General features: G+C 40.2%; 18 protein-coding genes. 3 read left to right on the top strand and 15 right to left on the bottom strand.

The genetic code is table 11. The features are described 5' to 3' along the window. Positions 1–10 precede the first annotated feature (10 nt). A complete protein-coding gene (hutH, locus tag JIG37_RS11595; protein ID WP_054552090.1) occupies positions 11–1504 on the bottom strand; it encodes a histidine ammonia-lyase in 1494 nt (497 codons plus the stop codon). Positions 1505–1624: 120 nt separating this feature from the next. Here hutH and JIG37_RS11590 point away from each other — a divergent pair, with 120 nt between their 5' ends. Further along, positions 1625–2521, top strand: coding sequence for a LysR family transcriptional regulator (locus tag JIG37_RS11590; RefSeq protein ID WP_054552089.1), 897 nt, complete (start codon positions 1625–1627; stop codon positions 2519–2521). On the opposite strand, the gene JIG37_RS11585 is transcribed toward JIG37_RS11590, so the two are convergent. The 7 genes from JIG37_RS11585 to JIG37_RS11555 all read right to left on the bottom strand — a co-directional run bounded on the left by JIG37_RS11585 (position 2499) and on the right by JIG37_RS11555 (position 5257). Then, positions 2499–2906 (bottom strand): DoxX-like family protein, encoded by a 408-nt coding sequence (locus JIG37_RS11585; RefSeq protein ID WP_054552088.1) that lies wholly within the window; start codon positions 2904–2906, stop codon positions 2499–2501. The genes JIG37_RS11590 and JIG37_RS11585 overlap by 23 nt on opposite strands. Before the next feature lie 49 nt (positions 2907–2955). Then, positions 2956–3372, bottom strand: coding sequence for a DUF805 domain-containing protein (locus tag JIG37_RS11580; protein WP_138599969.1), 417 nt, complete (start codon positions 3370–3372; stop codon positions 2956–2958). 186 nt (positions 3373–3558) lie between these two features. Continuing rightward, the gene (locus JIG37_RS11575; RefSeq protein WP_199529409.1) at positions 3559–4086 is read right to left on the bottom strand and encodes a DUF4240 domain-containing protein; all 528 of its coding nucleotides are present in this window, start codon (positions 4084–4086) and stop codon (positions 3559–3561) included. Further along, on the bottom strand, positions 4083–4277 hold the full coding sequence (locus tag JIG37_RS11570; RefSeq protein ID WP_036971837.1) for a YwbE family protein: 195 nt from the start codon (positions 4275–4277) through the stop codon (positions 4083–4085). The genes JIG37_RS11575 and JIG37_RS11570 overlap by 4 nt, the downstream gene beginning before the upstream one ends. Positions 4278–4336: 59 nt before the next feature. Further along, on the bottom strand, positions 4337–4783 hold the full coding sequence (locus JIG37_RS11565) for a hypothetical protein (RefSeq protein WP_194441061.1): 447 nt from the start codon (positions 4781–4783) through the stop codon (positions 4337–4339). A gap of 2 nt (positions 4784–4785) precedes the next feature. Continuing rightward, a complete protein-coding gene (locus tag JIG37_RS11560; protein ID WP_199529408.1) occupies positions 4786–5058 on the bottom strand; it encodes a hypothetical protein in 273 nt (90 codons plus the stop codon). Continuing rightward, a complete protein-coding gene (locus JIG37_RS11555; protein WP_194441059.1) occupies positions 5051–5257 on the bottom strand; it encodes a hypothetical protein in 207 nt (68 codons plus the stop codon). The genes JIG37_RS11560 and JIG37_RS11555 overlap by 8 nt, the downstream gene beginning before the upstream one ends. An 88-nt stretch (positions 5258–5345) precedes the next feature. On the opposite strand from JIG37_RS11555, the gene JIG37_RS11550 reads away from it, so the two are divergent. After that, on the top strand, positions 5346–6152 hold the full coding sequence (locus JIG37_RS11550) for an ion transporter (protein ID WP_171041553.1): 807 nt from the start codon (positions 5346–5348) through the stop codon (positions 6150–6152). A 275-nt stretch (positions 6153–6427) separates the two neighbouring features. On the opposite strand, the gene JIG37_RS11545 is transcribed toward JIG37_RS11550, so the two are convergent. From JIG37_RS11545 to JIG37_RS11525, 5 genes are all read right to left on the bottom strand, one after another. Continuing rightward, positions 6428–6715 (bottom strand): hypothetical protein, encoded by a 288-nt coding sequence (locus JIG37_RS11545; RefSeq protein WP_199529407.1) that lies wholly within the window; start codon positions 6713–6715, stop codon positions 6428–6430. 6 nt (positions 6716–6721) lie between these two features. Then, the gene (locus tag JIG37_RS11540; RefSeq protein ID WP_199529406.1) at positions 6722–7102 is read right to left on the bottom strand and encodes a VOC family protein; all 381 of its coding nucleotides are present in this window, start codon (positions 7100–7102) and stop codon (positions 6722–6724) included. Between the two features lie 148 nt (positions 7103–7250). Continuing rightward, on the bottom strand, positions 7251–7685 hold the full coding sequence (locus JIG37_RS11535) for a GNAT family N-acetyltransferase (RefSeq protein WP_199529405.1): 435 nt from the start codon (positions 7683–7685) through the stop codon (positions 7251–7253). A 122-nt stretch (positions 7686–7807) separates the two neighbouring features. Beyond that, positions 7808–9766 carry a methyl-accepting chemotaxis protein gene (locus JIG37_RS11530; RefSeq protein WP_199529404.1) on the bottom strand — a complete coding sequence of 653 codons (1959 nt, stop codon included), beginning with the start codon at positions 9764–9766 and terminating at the stop codon, positions 7808–7810. Between the two features lie 284 nt (positions 9767–10050). Further along, positions 10051–10662, bottom strand: coding sequence for an FMN-binding negative transcriptional regulator (locus JIG37_RS11525; RefSeq protein ID WP_199529403.1), 612 nt, complete (start codon positions 10660–10662; stop codon positions 10051–10053). 608 nt (positions 10663–11270) lie between these two features. On the opposite strand from JIG37_RS11525, the gene JIG37_RS11520 reads away from it, so the two are divergent. Further along, positions 11271–13319 carry a TonB-dependent siderophore receptor gene (locus tag JIG37_RS11520; RefSeq protein ID WP_244664387.1) on the top strand — a complete coding sequence of 683 codons (2049 nt, stop codon included), beginning with the start codon at positions 11271–11273 and terminating at the stop codon, positions 13317–13319. Positions 13320–13452: 133 nt separating this feature from the next. Here JIG37_RS11520 and asd read toward each other — a convergent pair whose 3' ends face one another. Next, a complete protein-coding gene (gene asd / locus JIG37_RS11515) occupies positions 13453–14589 on the bottom strand; it encodes an aspartate-semialdehyde dehydrogenase (protein ID WP_199529402.1) in 1137 nt (378 codons plus the stop codon). Positions 14590–14708: 119 nt separating this feature from the next. After that, complete coding sequence (gene yegS, locus JIG37_RS11510; RefSeq protein WP_199529401.1) at positions 14709–15605, bottom strand: lipid kinase YegS; 897 nt, start codon at positions 15603–15605, stop codon at positions 14709–14711. Between the last annotated feature and the right edge of the window lie 204 nt (positions 15606–15809).

Raw genomic sequence — 15809 nt, 5'->3', positions numbered from 1 at the left:
ATTTGCTCCCTTAGTTAACTTTAAACGCTTGCGATTTAACAAGTTCTACCATGGCATCAATGTCTGGCTTAAGTAAGCGGTCTTCTTCTAGTTTGGCAACTTTGCTGCGAATGAGCGCAAAGTTTTCTTCGATGATGTCTGAACACTTGTTAGGACGTCTAAATTCGATTGCTTGCGCTGCATACATCAGCTCAATAGCAAAGATTTTATCAAGGTTACCTAAAATCTGGTTTAACTTGCGACCAGAGATACTACCCATAGATACGTGATCTTCTTGGCCCATTGATGTTGGTACGCTGTCTGCTGATGGTGGGAAACACAATGATTTATTTTCTGTTACCAATGCCGCAGTCACATATTGCGGGATCATCATGCCAGAGTTTAAGCCACCCGATGTCGTTAACAAACGTGGTAAGCCGTGTAAGCCCTCAAGCAGTAAGTAACAACGACGATCAGCAATGTTACCAAGCTCTGCCGCTGCGATTGATGCGTAATCTAATACCATAGCAAGTGGTTGGCCGTGGAAACCACCACCCGAAATGGCTTCTTCTTCGCTGATCACAATTGGGTTATCTGTTACAGAGTTCATTTCTGTTTCAGCAAGCTCTTTTAAATGGTAGTACGCGTTACGCGATGCACCATGAACTTGTGGAATACAACGCAGTGAGTAAGGGTCTTGAACACGGTCACAATCAGTGTGTGAAGCCATGTTTTCAGAGCCTGCAAAAAAGCTACGCATGCGCGCTGCAACTTCTACGTTACCTTTAAAAGCACGAATTACATGTAACTCTTTACGGAACGGTGATTCGCTACCTTGCATACCTTCAATGCTCATAGCACCTGCGATATCTGCAAGGTCTAATAAGTAACGCATTTTAGTAAGCGCAGTAATGGCATGCGATAAAATAAACTGAGTACCGTTAATTAATGCTAGGCCTTCTTTAGCATGTAAATCTAAAGGCGCTAAACCATGCTCTTTTAATACGTCTGCTGCTGGCTTGATTGTGTCGTTTACCCAAAACTCTCCTTCACCTAAAAGAGGTAAGAATAAGTGTGATAACGGTGCTAAATCGCCTGACGCGCCAACTGAGCCTTGCTCTGGTACAACAGGGATAATATCAAGTTCAATAAACTTAAGCATACGCTCAACAACGGTTAAACGAATACCTGAAAAACCTTGGCTTAATGCGTGTACTTTGGTGATTAGCATCAGCTTTGAAATCGGTTTAGCGATTGGCTCACCCACACCAACAGCGTGTGTGATCAATAAGTTCTTTTGTAAAAGGTTAGTTTCTTCTGGAGAAATTTGTGTATCACACAATGGGCCAAAGCCCGTATTGATACCATAAATGGCTTTATCTGAGGCAGCCATTTTGTCTACGTTTTGGCGGCTTTTATTAATTTTATCAATTGCTTCTTGGCAAAGCTCTGCCTGTAACGTACCGGCTGCAATAGCATTAACGCTATCTAACGTTAATTGGTCAACACCATACTTAAATGTCATTTATAACTCCTAAAGAACAGGATTAAGTTTTATTTAGGTGGAGTCTAGCTTGCTCTAGTTGTTTTACAAATGCATAATTATCGTTATTCATTCCAGATTTATCGAACTTAAAGAAGAGCTATGCAAGTTCATGACGTAGACCTGCGCTTATTGCGCGTTTTTGTAGCAATTGTTGAGTGTGGCGGGCTTTCAGCCGCAGAGTCACGTTTGAATATTGGCCGCTCCACCATCAGTGCGCATTTATCAGATTTAGAAGTAAGGCTTGGTATTAAATTATGTAAACGTGGCCGCAGTGGTTTTGAAATTACAGACGCTGGCGCCATCACTTATCAGGCATCGATAGAACTGCTTCAGCAATGCGAAGCCTTTGCTAATACCGTAGCAAGCTCTAAAAACGAGTTATCGGGACGTTTAAGTATTGCCATGATAGATACCATGGTCAGCGACCCGCGTTGTGCCATTCCCCGCGCGATAGCAAGATTAAAAGGCAAAGGTAAAAACATTCAGTTCGATATTAATGTGTGCGAGGCACGAGAGGTAGAAACCGCAGTAGCCAATGGCCGCTCGTTGGTGGGGATTGGTGTTAGCCGCCATCATATTCGCGGACTTAATTACACAGCCCTACATAACGAAACTAACTTTTTGTATTGCGCAGTCGGTCACCCATTATTTGAGTGTGAAGACAAACAAATAGATAAGCTCATTAAAGAAGCCGAAGTCATTACCAGTAACTACATGCGTGATAAAGAAAGCCGAAACGACGGTTTAAACTATCAAAATAGTGCTGTTGCTTATCATGATGAAGGTATTGCACATTTAATTTTATCGGGTGAGTTTATTGGTTATTTACCCGATCACTACGCACAGTTCTGGGTCGATAAAGGTATTTTTAAAGCTATTCAACCGAGTAAATATCACTACGATATTCCTGTGGTATTGATCACCTCAAAAACAAATGCCAGCTCGCCTTTAGCAAATGCCATGATTGACGAAATTAAGCGTTGTTACTCGGTCTAGTGTTTTTGTTTAAAGCTTTTTGCTCTTTAATGAGTACAAGACTAAAGGCGATCATGGCAAGATTTGTGGTCACAGGATTAAACGCTTCGATTAAAAGTGCGGGTTGTAAAACGGCAACAAACAGCGCTAGCCCAACTAAAGCGGCGATATTGAGAATATTGATAAAGATTGAACGATAAAAAATAAAGAACAGCACGGCAAATATAATTTCACCTATGCCAGCTGCTCGGGTGATGAGCGTTGAGATTTCAGCATTAAAACCAAAACTGGCCGTCATTTTTAATTCAAGAGGAGCAATATGAATTAGTTTTGGCATCAGCCCATGATAAAGCCAACTAAAGCTGATAATAAATCTAGCTATTTGAATCGTTGTTAAATGCTTCATTAGACACGTTTGTTTTGTGTGCTCTGATATTCAGAGCACACAGTAAAGCTTACAAGCTAGTAGGTTTACCGAAACGGTTCTCAGCTTCATCACCTGCTAAAAAGCCATTTTCGATTAACGCCCAAATACCACCAATCAGTGGAACTAAGCCAATCAGTACCCACCAACCTGATTTATTACGGTCGTGCCAGCGTTTAACTTGAACCGCAAGCGAAACCCACATAAGCGGGATATAAAAGATGAGTGTGATTACAGAGATTGCTGTTTCATTACCACCTGTTAATAATGCAACTACGAACATAAAAACAAATGAAGCTACAATAATACCTAAGAAAGAATACCAATAAGTCTTACGAGGAATACGTCCTTTAAAAGAAAATAAGATTTCTTTCATGCTTAAGGTAGTTGTTTCTGTTGACGCTGTAGCAAGGTTTGCTTCTGGTGCTTGATATACGTTTTCTGACACTGTCATTTCCTTTGATATGTGTTAAGCAAACTAATTAAACTTAGCTTGCTGATTTATATTGTTAAATTAGCTGAATATAGCGTGAATAAGATACCACAAAATGATTAAATATAGGTACTAAAAATTTCTGAAAGCTATAGAAAAGTAAGTATTAGCGCATAAAAAAGCACCCTTAGGTGCTTTTAATTAGTTCGGTTGTTGCCAATATTTGGCGTATAAATTTGGATAGGTTTGCTTTAAAAACTTGGCCTTATCTTTAAAGCGTTTACCTTTTGGTTGCTCAAGGCCAGATGGTACAAAGGGTAATTCGTCATCATTACGCTCTTCGTAAAGCATACCGGCAATTAAATCGTACTCATCTAAATACGGGTAAGGCTGCTCGTTTAAATGATAAACAGGCGTACACTCAGCAATTGAGTCTGGGTTTTCAAGCGCTTTCAAAAAAGCCTGTTCACCACGTGAAATAAGCCAACATAAAAACTCAGAAAAGCCATAATCGTCGTTACATCCGGCCATCACATATGCAGCGCCAAATAAATCCCAGGTATAAGCTTTGCGCATACATAGGTTAAACTGCTTATCAAATTCCATCAGCTGTTGGTCAGATAAATCAGTAAGCTTTGCTTTTAATGCATTACAAACAGACTCAGGCTCGGCAGTTTTATCTTCGGCGGTTACGAGTTGCCAAAATTCACTTTCGCTTAAAACACTCATGATAAAATCTCTTTCACGCGCCCTACTTGACCATCATCAAGCTGTACTTTAATACCATGCGGGTGATTTGGTGATTTAGTTAAAATACGTGATACCACACCTTGAGTTAACTGACCTGTTCGTTGATCTTGTTTTAATACAATGTTGACTTCGCAGCCAATTGAAATTTGTGAACGCGTAGGCACTGCCATTGCTATATCTCTTTCAATAATTTTTGCCGATTATAGCCATTTGCAGCTGGCTTACCAAATTAAACCTGTTTGATTGGGCTGTTTTTAAGCAGCGCCTTTGGCAAAATCTCATTTAAACGTTCAGTGATGGCTTCAGCTTTACCTTTTATTTGAAAGTCATAACCTTGGCCGTTGTTATCTAATATGACGGCTAAATAGTTATCAGCAACTTTCAGTTGCGTTATACGGCTTAATTCAAGAGTCTTTTCTTGCTCGCCATAATAAACCTGCTTAACCGTTAAGCTCGTGTCTGTTGTCATGAGTGTTTTACTAAGGGCTGTTTTGGCTGCAAATTTTTCTGTTGAGCGATAGGCTTGCACCATAAAAGCAATTGCAAATATAAAACCGGTAAAACTTGAAATAGGTAATGAGTCTGATTGCAAGCTGTACACACCTACACAAATAAATAACACAGCAAGAGCTAGGTTTAATCTAACCATCTGTTTAGGGTCTAAATTTAAGTACATTATTATTCCTTTAAAAATGAAATTGCTTTTACATTGATAGCTAAATCTTTTGCACTCAATTCTTTGATAATTAGACTGCTAATTAACTGGGTTTGCTCAGCGGTTATCGGCAGCTCTTTACAATAACAACTGACTTTTAGTGATTGCGGTAGCTTTTTTAGATCAGCAGTATGCGTTAACCATGAAAATTCGTGTACGTGCTCTTTTGCTAGTTCGCACGCTTGCGTTAAAGCAACTCGAATAGTCTTATCTAGACGCTTTTCTGTTTTAGTCATGTTCTGCTTGTTGTTTTTTAAATTCTTCGTAACTGTCTTGCTGGCGTTTAACACACTCATGGTATTCTTTATCTGCCAAATAATTGCATTCACTTAAACGTGCTGATTGAATTTCATGATAACGGGCATCAGAGCTACACGCTGATACAACCACAGCAAGCGTTGCAATCACGGCTAATTTTAAAGCGTTAAAAAACATTAAATTTCCTTCATGTAGTTATACATTGGTGCTGCAATTTCCTGTATATTGCGTGGGTTTAAATATTACAACCAAAGGGTTCTATATGATGTTGTCGCAGTTACAACAGCTGTTTCAGCGTATCGATAAAAGTAAAATTTTTCAATCATTTGTTATTGCTGTCATTGTTATTTCAGCACTAACTGTGGGGGCACACACCTATTCGTTACATCCAACAGTTGAGCTTGCCTTACATTGGATGGACTTAGGTATCACGGTATTCTTTTTAGTTGAACTGGTGATCCGCTTTATCGCAAGCCGAGGCTTTAAAGACTTTTTCAGCAAAGGCTGGAATATCTTCGATTTTATAATCGTGGTGGGCAGCCTTTACCCTGCTGCTGGCTCAACAATTTTTATCGCTCGATTACTGCGTATTTTCCGCGTGTTGCGACTTGTATCTATGATCCCAGAGCTTAGACTGCTGGTTAACTCGCTTTTAAAAGCCATTCCACAAATGGGCTATATTGCCCTGCTCATGTTCGTGATCTTCTATATTTATGCCGCCATGGGTAGCATGCTGTTTGCTGACATCAACCCAGTACTGTGGGGCGATGTGTCTATTTCTATGCTCACCCTATTCAGGATTGCCACGTTTGAGGATTGGACCGATGTTATGTATGAAACGATGGCTGTATATGAGCTCAGCTGGATTTTTTATCTAACCTTCATCTTTTTAACAGCCTTTGTATTTTTAAACATGATGGTTGGTGCTATTTTAGAAGTTATGTCTGAAGAGCATCGTAACGCCCGTGAAGAGCAAACATCTGATGCCGACATGCCCGCAACCAAAGGGCAAATAGCTCAGCTGCAAGCTGAAATGGCTGAACTAAAACAACTACTGAAAGAAAAGCAGTAAGGTTTTTAAATAATTGTTTTTAGCTATTAGGCGCTAGGACCTAGACCCTAGCGCCTCTACTTAAATTTATAAAAATGAAGCAGCTTTTTGCAATCGAACTCAACCTGAATATTTACGATCCAACTCGATAATCTCTTCTTTTATAGCTTTCACTTGTTCTTGAGCAGCTGGATGCTCTAGCAAACCCAATTCAATAATACCTGTGCATTTATTTATAAATGTTATATAGCCCACCATTTAACCTCAAAGCACTTGTTTAAATTCATGGATTACTCTCAAAATAAGCTTGATATCTGGCCTTCTGCTATTTTTGTATGACATATAAAAAATTCAATAGGCATACCAATATACATACCTTGATGAGCAGATGAATCCAACACTTCTATAAATATATCAGCAGTTTCTCCATCAAAGAACTCTTTACCCTCTTCAAAAATAAGTCTACAGCTGGTATCAACACGGTTCAAATACGAAATTCGAGTGTAACAACCACTTCCAGTATATCTAAATGCATGAGGGGGGCGATCTAAGAATAAGAATGTAACTTTTGCTGTAATATTCATTACATATCATCCTCTCTTTTCTACCTTCCATGGTGGGTCTAAGCGGTTTTCTCCCGCCCAATACAATTTAATTTTATTCCCTGATGGGTCTTTTAGAATTGCTTCCGTCCATAAATAACGCTGGGCAGTAGGTGGCTGTTCAAAGCGAATGCCTTTTTCAACAAGGCTTGCATAGAGCTCATCGAGCTGCTCATGTTCAAAATATATTACCGCACTATTACTAAATTCTTCAGTTTCTAATGACAGCGAAAATGTGGCATCACCATCAGGGCATTGAAAGCGTGCGTAATGCGGAGTATCCACTATCTGAATCATTCCTAGTGTTAAGTAAAAAGCCACCGCTTCATTCATATCCTTTACAGGTAACGTCACCTGATTGAGATTCATTTGCTACTCCCATGTAATGCTTTATTCGCTGCTTCAGCATATCGTGTTCATTAAATTAAGCAAAAGATAAGTGACGACAGTAAATTTAGTAAGAGTTTGTAGGAGGCGTTTCAACGCCGAACATCTAAATTCACGGCTGAAGCCGTTCCTACACGATTTCCATGTGCAATATTGGGAATGGTTTGCCCATATCATCTAAGGGCGAGCGTGAGGCAATTTTAAAGCCCCTATGTTGATAAAATCCAACCGCAAGTGGGTTTTGCTCATTAACATCCACTTTGTTGGCAGCTAATTGCTCAACTGCATAGTTGAGTAGTGCTTTACCTATGCCCTTACCTCTTGCGGCATCTGAAATGAACAACATTTCTATTTTGCATTCATGTACGCCTATAAAGCCTAAAATTGCCTGATGCTCATCCTTAATGCACTTTAAAGTCACATTCGGAAACGCTTGCTCGATAATAATTGGCTTAAAAAAAGCGATGTCGTCTTCTGTTATAAAATCATGGGTTGCTCGAACTGAGTTTTCCCATACAGCAAGTAGCTCTGGGTAATCTTCAGCGTTCACACTATCTATTTTCATTATTTGCCATTTTATAGGAGTTTTGTGCCTTGTGTTCTCTAATCAAATAACAAAATGATTCGTTACACGCTTTAGTTATTTATTCCATTAAAGCATGCAAAGTATATGAAACAAAGAGTATTTTACACTTTAAACTTACCCACTAAATCATTTAGAGTTTTCGATAACAGGTTTAGTTTGTCACCATTGCCTCTGGCACTATGGGCAATTTCGCTTACATCATCAGCCGCATTTTTTATTTCAACAACATTGCGGTTAATGTCTTCTGCTACATGCTGTTGCTCTTCAGCTGCAGTGGCAATCTGTGTATTTAAATCGCTGATATTGACGATAGACGCTGTTATTTCGCTAAATTGCTGTTGTGCTGAATGGGCTAACTCCACTGTTTTGTTTGTGCGATCTAAGCTGGTTGTCATCTCTTTTGACACTTGATCAGACATCTTGCGCAACGTATCTAACTGACTTGCTATTTCTTCTGTCGATTCTGAGGTTCTTTGTGATAACGCACGCACCTCATCTGCGACAACTGCAAAACCTCGACCATGCTCACCCGCCCTCGCCGCTTCAATTGCTGCATTTAAAGCTAACAAATTGGTTTGCTCTGCGATGCCTCTTATCACGCTTAAAATCGACATGATATTTTCACTTTCAGCATCGAGTTGGTTTATATCTTTAGTTGCTTTGGTGATCACCTTAGATAGAGATACAACGCTATCAACCGTTTTAGATATAACACTTTGTCCAAGCTCAGAGGCCTGTTGTGTTTGCGATGCAAGTTCGGCTGCATTGGCACAACTGGCAGAGACTTCATTGGCTGTCGCTGCCATTTCATTAATCGCTGTGGCCGCCATTTCGAGGGCTTGTTGTTGCTGAGATGTTGAGCCAGATAATTGCGCTGCTTGTGATGACGTTTGCGCCGAGGTATCACTCACATTTTGCGCACACTCATTAATTTGCGTGACTAAATCAGAAATCAAATTCAAAAATAAATTAAAGCTGTTAGCCAGTTTGGCCGTTTCATCGCGTGTTTTAATCACTAACCGCTTTGTTAAGTCACCACCACCTTGCGATATTTCAGTTAGACCATCACTCACTTCAACAATAGGTGCAGAAATTAATTTAGAAATATAGCTAGCTACAAGAATGAATACAGCAATCAAGATTGCACTGATGACTAAAATAGTAATCGTCATTGCATTTGCGCCACTCATTACTTCAGATTTTTCTACTAAGCCTATAAATTTCCAGCCTAGTTTTTGCGAGGTGTAAATATTCGCTAAGTAATCTTTGCCATTAATGTCAATTTCAAATTGACCCTGATTATTTTCAGCGAGCTGTTTGTATTTTCCGTTATTGACTTGTGCTAGCTGCTTAAACCTGTAATCAGCATTTTTAACGTCAACGAGTACATTGCCACTATCTTCAATCAACATTAAATAGCCAGTTTCACCAAGTTTAATGTTCGCAATAATATCGGTAAGGCCCTGCAAGGATACATCCATGCCCTGTACACCAATAAGCTCCCCCGCTTCCTTAATCGCTTTAACAGTAGAAACAATTACCATGTCATCTGCTGCCCAATAATAGGCATTGGTTCTTACCGTTTTACCATTTGCTGCTTTGCCAGTTTCGTACCAAGGCCTTACTCTTGGGTCATAATTCGCTGTAACTTCACCCTCTGGCCATTGAATATAACCACCTTGCTCATTCCCCATATAGATATAAGCAAGTCCCGGGTGGGTGGCACCAAAGTGATCAAATAAACGAAAGGCGTTTTTTTCGATGTTACTACCACTTAGATGATCAAGCTTTTCTGCACTAGGTGATTGCATATGGGTTTTAACACCTTGCTTGGCGTCTAAGATAGCGGAATGGGATGCAAGATAATTGACGTTTTTCTCTATTTCAGCAAAAAACATACTGATACCGTTATCAACTTGTTTCGCTTCTCTTTGACTAAGCTCGGCGAAACTATCGAGGGCTTGTTGTCTTGTTTGTGTAATTACAAGCACAGCAATAATGATCAACGGCAGCGCAATTGCTGACGCAAAGGCGAGTTTTAATTTTTTTGAAATGTTCATAGCCAACTTCCAACTAAGCACTTAAGAAAATATAGTGAGGCCTTGGAAGTTCAGCAAATAATTAAGTGTTTATTTTTATGGGGCAAAGCAAGCTTGACCACATAAAGTTAACGTGAAATTTATACCCCTATGCTTACTTTTACTCAAAACTTACCTGTTAAAAATATGACATTTAGTTGACATACACGTGGAATGTACTAACTTTAGTTTTAGTAATTAACATGCTTTTAACAAAGTATTGCTAGATACTTTCCAACCAATTGGCAGCATTTGCTGGATGCAAATTAGCTGCCTATTCCTACTTCATGTTTAAGCATATAGCAAAGTAAAGCTTGGGCATCAGGGTGTTTATCTGCTTTTAACCCTGTTAAAACACCTTGTTGATCCGCCGCCGACTTATGCTGGCCTAACTTCTCTTTTGCCTGAATTGAGTCAAGTTCGATTTTAATACCCACTATGCCACGCAGTAATTTGGCTTGATAATCAGCTGGTAACAAACTGGTGTCGTTTAAAATACTTGGCTCGTATTGGCTAATTAACTCATTTAGGCAGGCTAAGGTGTTGTCATCATCAAGGTATTCTACTATGCCTTGGGCATGCACCGCAGCGTAGTTCCAGGTCGATACAGCTGGCTTCTCACTATACCAAGTGGGTGAAATATAACTATGTGGGCCATTAAAAACCACTAATACACGGGTATCTTGCAAGCTTTTGCCATGACGATTAGCCCGTGACACATGACCATATAAGGTACCAAACTCGCCCTCATCGGGTTTATACACTAATGGTAGATGGGTTGCCTCAAACTCACTATCAACCATTAATGCAAAGCTGTAGGTTTTGATAAACTGCGATACTCGCTCTGGTGTCATTTTCCACTTGTTGGGTGTGTGCATGCTTTTCTCAATTTATTAAAAATTGCTCCGATTGCTTGAATCTAACATTGTAATTGATCAAGAGTTTTCTACTAGCCTTTAGCCACGATTTAAATCACAAATAATGTTATGTCCTTTAACCAATTCGAAAAAACTAACAAATCAAAAGGCCTTTTAACTACACACCCAATAAATGATAATGATTTACATTACTGTTCATTGAGTGGTATATTCCCATTAATCGGTACAGGGTGTTGCGGATTTTAATTAATTGGAGACTGAAGAAAAACTCTTCTTATCTCTTGGTTACTAAATCAATGTTAAAGGATATACACAATGGAAATTTTTAAACTGCCGCAATATCTATGGATTAATGATTCCAACTATCTAAAAAGAAAAACCTCCGTTTTGCTGGGGATATCATAAGCCCACTCCATGATTTTCCACTCGTCATGACTTTCAACATGACACAACAATAGCCTAAGCATAGGCCTCACTATTTAAAGACGTAATAGGACTACGGATAAAAAATGACAAAGACTAACTACTTTAAACTCACGCCTGTCGCACTTTCTTGTTTAGCGATATTTAGTCAATCTTTACAGGCTGAGCAAAAAAAGCATCACGATATGGAAGTACTCACAGTCGTGGGTGAACAAAACAATGCTCAAAGCTATAAAGTTGAGCAAATGAGTACCGCAACGGGTTTAGAGTTATCATTTCTTGAAACACCACAATCAACCACAGTCGTGACTGAGCAAGCGATAAAAGATCAACAACTAAACTCTGTTATTGAAGTGATGAACAGCGTAGCGGGGATTAATACCCGCCCTTCTGACAACGACCGATACTCAATCAGTGCCCGCGGTATTGGCGTAAGTAGTATTTTGTATGACGGTGTGGCGACAACCTACGATACACGCTTTAACTATGGTGACAACTTAATGGATAGCGCAATTTATCAGCGCATAGAAGTTGTTCGCGGAGCAACTGGTTTGATGTTAGGTGCGGGCAGTCCATCGGCAGCTATCAATTTAGTGCGTAAGCGTCCGACAGAACAATTTCAAGCAAACGTAAGCCTAAGTATTGGTTCATGGCAACAGTTACGCGGTATTGTTGACTTATCGGGAGGTTTTAATCAAGACGCAAGCGTTCGAGGTCGAGTGGTCATAGCATATCAAGATCGCGAAAGTTATCAGCATCGTTACGAGCAACAAAGACAAACCCTTTACGGTATTATTGAAGCAGATTTAGGTCGTGACACATTACTAACCTTAGGAACTGATTATCAAGATACCAAGCCTGAAGGCTCAATGTCTGGTGGATTACCGCTATTTGACAACCAAGGTAATAGAACTAATTACAGTCACCACACATCAACTGCTCCTCGCTGGGCATCATCTAAAACCAAAGCGTTGAACAGCTTTGCCACGATTGAACATAACTTTAGTGATGACTGGCAAGTTAAAGCAAGCTACATCTATGGCGATAACGATTTAGAATATGATGTGTTATGGCCAACAGGTAACCCAGACCCAATAACCAATGAAGGAATGATACCTGGCTCACTGGCATTTATTGATGGCAATCGCACTCAACATACATACGACTTAAAATTATCGGGCCGTTTTATGTTACTCGATCGTTCTCAACAAGTTCTAATTGGTGTAAATCAGCAGAAACAAGAGTTTGCCAACCCATATTATGGCTCTTTAAATGAAGCACCGCCTTTGGGTGATTTTAGAGATAAAAACTTTACTTATCCCACCCCTCAATGGAGTGATGAAATCTTGTATGGCTCATGGGGAGAAACAAAGCAACAAGCAATATATCTTGCTTCTGATATTGAAGTAACTGACGCGCTTTCAATGGTTATAGGCGGACGGATTGATAATTGGGAAACTGAGCAAGACAATTTCGGAACCATTCATAATTACGAAGTTGATAATGAATTTACCAGTTACATTGGCGCTACCTATACTGTTGGGCAAAATGTATCTTTGTATGCTAACTACACCGATATTTTCACACCACAAAGTAGAGTTCAATCCGATGGCAGCTACCTAGATCCTGTTAAGGGAAAAAACTACGAAGCAGGTGTTAAAGCAAGCCTATTTGAAGAAGCGCTAGACACCTCATTTTCAGTGTTTGAGATCCGTCAAGATAATGTTGGCGAAGCAACAGGAGAAACATTACCTGGTACTACTGTGCCTATTTACCGTGGTATTGATGGCACCAAAACGCAAGGATTCGAATTTGAAGCAAATGGTTCAATTAATGAGCATTGGAATGTTTATTTTGGATATAGCCAATTTGAAACAAAAGACCCTGATGGAGAAAAGATAACGACCACTAGCCCAAAACACCAAGTAAAGCTTTTCAGTACTTATGAATTAAATAATATACTAAGTGGTCTACAACTGGGAGCTGGTTTTAATTGGCAAAGTGAAATCAATAGAAATGTCACTAAGCCTGATAGAAGTTCAGTTGAGGTTAGTCAACAAAGTTATGCGCTTTTTCGACTAATGGCAAGATACAACGTAAACGAACAACTTACATTGCGCGCTAATTTAGAGAACGCATTTGATAAACGTTATTACAGCCAAATTGGGTTTTATAACCAGTTTCAATATGGCGCACCGAGAAACTTTAGTATCACTGCTCAATATCGTTTTTAATAACATACACGAGTAATAACTAAATTCGCCTCTATATACGAGGCGAATTTAGAAACAGAGTAAAAATCAGCTGAGTTTTCAACAGAAGCTCTGAGTTAGTTGAATAAGGTTTTATACCCAAGTAAAACCAGTTCTAGCCATCGACAATAATACGTAACATGCGACGCAGTGGCTCAGCAGCACCCCATAACAGTTGGTCACCAACCGTAAACGCACTGATATACTCTGGGCCCATCGCTAATTTACGAATACGACCTACCGGAATAGACAGCGTGCCAGTTACTTTTACAGGCGTTAAGTCTGTAGCGGTAATGTCACGATCATTCGGGATCACTTTGACCCACTCATTGTGAGAAGCAAGAATTTCTTCAATTTGCTCAACGCTAATGTCTTTGCGCAGCTTAATTGTCATTGCTTGTGAGTGACAACGCATTGCACCAATGCGAACACATAAGCCATCAACAGGGATAGGTTGTTCACTGCTGCCTAAAATCTTGTTCGCTTCAACTTGCGCTTTCCACTCTTCTTTACTTTGACCGCTTGGCATTGGTACATCAATCCAAGGGATAAGGCTACCAGCTAGAGGAACACCAAACTGGTCTTGTGGTAAATCGCTTGAGGCAATTTTTTCGGTGACTAACTTATCAATCTCAAGAATCGCAGCATTTGGATCTGCAAGCTTGTCTGCCACTGTTTCGTGAATTGCACCCATTTGCGCAATTAACTCTTTCATGTTGCGTGCGCCTGCACCAGAAGCCGCTTGATATGTCATTGGGCTTACCCATTCAATCAAGTCTTGTTCAAATAAACCGCCTAGGGCTAATAGCATAAGTGATACGGTACAGTTACCGCCCACATAGGTTTTAACACCTTGCTCTAAGCCTGCACTGATAACGTCTTTGTTTACTGGGTCTAGCACAATAATACTGTCGTCACTCATACGCAGTGCCGATGCCGCATCAATCCAATAACCTTGCCAACCTGATTCACGTAATTGCGGGTAAACGGCTTTGGTATAGTCACCGCCTTGGCAAGTGACAATAATGTCCATCTTCGCAAGCTCAGCGATATCATTAGCATCTAAAAGCGGTTTAGCTGGGCCAGAAAGATCAGGGCCTAATTGACCGGTTTGTGAGGTGGTGAAAAAAGTCGTGTCGATATTAGAAAAATCATTTTCTTGCTGCATACGTTCTAATAACACAGAGCCAACCATGCCCCGCCAACCGACTAATCCTACTTTTTTCATTGTTTGTTCCACTGTTTGATTCATTCAAATTACCTAAACTGTTAAAAATTAAAGTCCATTGCGTGAGAATTTAATTTTTACAGAAGTAATCTAGCATTGCGGTCTTAGCAAAACCAGCGTAAACCGAGTAACATCAAAATTTTTCATCTTAGCATCGGACAAGCGTCTGGTAGTACCATGTTTAGCGCGCCAGCATGCACTTTAAAATGCTGTTGCTTTGAGCTGATTGGCTCGCCATCTAAGTTTATTGGCATTTCTGTTTGTGTTTGCCATTCAAGCCAAGGCACTTGAAAGCGTTTTACCCACTGTTGTGAAGAGTTAGGGTAATTACTGAGCTCTTCAATAACCGCTGGTACATCTGAGATTGCAAATGATGTAAACGCCACTAAATCAACCAAGCCATCATTTATGTACGCATGTGGCGCAAGTGGCTGGCCACCGCCCGCTTGGCGGCCATTACATACGGCAGCGGCAATAATATCGCCCGAAGTACGTTCACCATCAGGCAGCGTTAACTCGCCACTGTAAGGTACAAAACTCAGCGCTTGTACAAGACCAGCCAAGGTATACGCCCCACCACCGAGTAAGTTTTTCAGTGCTGGCGGTGTGGTTGCGGTAATTTTTGCCCCAAAGCCTGCACTGGCTACGTTCACAAAATAACGCTTATCAACCTCTACCGTATCAATTGCATGCGGCTGACCCTGTGCGGCAAGTTTCAGTGCTGGCAAGTACCCGTGAGGAATATTAGCGGCTGTAGCAAAATCATTTGCTGTGCCCATAGGTAAAATTGCAAGCTCTAAACGTTGTGACTTTTCCAGTTTCATTAATACATTAACGGCTTCATTAACGGTGCCATCACCACCAGCTACGATAATACGTTTTACACCTTCTGCGACGGCTTCATTAATAAAGCGCTCAATGTCACCGCCTTCATAAGTAACACGCACTGCAAGTGGCTGACGAGTTCGAAATTGACCTATGGCGTCACGAAGCTGCTCATCAGCCGCTTTTTTGCCATTTATAATTAACCGTAAGTCCATTTTTAATCCCTGTTTTAACACTTAGAACTACCATAACACGCAATGGTTTAATATACCCAAACTACCTCAAGATGCGAGTTTCAGTTGGAATTAAAAGCGATTTAGGCAAGGCATTGATTGCAAGTAATAGTGGTTCTATTGTTAAAATCAATAACGCAGTATAAATCGCTTTTAAACCAACCCTTTGGGCGCTTCACAGGCACT

The organism is Pseudoalteromonas sp. bablab_jr010 (genome assembly GCF_016464105.1).
Taxonomy (GTDB): Bacteria; Pseudomonadota; Gammaproteobacteria; order Enterobacterales; family Alteromonadaceae; genus Pseudoalteromonas; species Pseudoalteromonas simplex.
The sequence above is the reverse complement of the archived record's forward strand: the minus strand, read 5'-3'. Positions and strand labels throughout refer to the sequence as shown.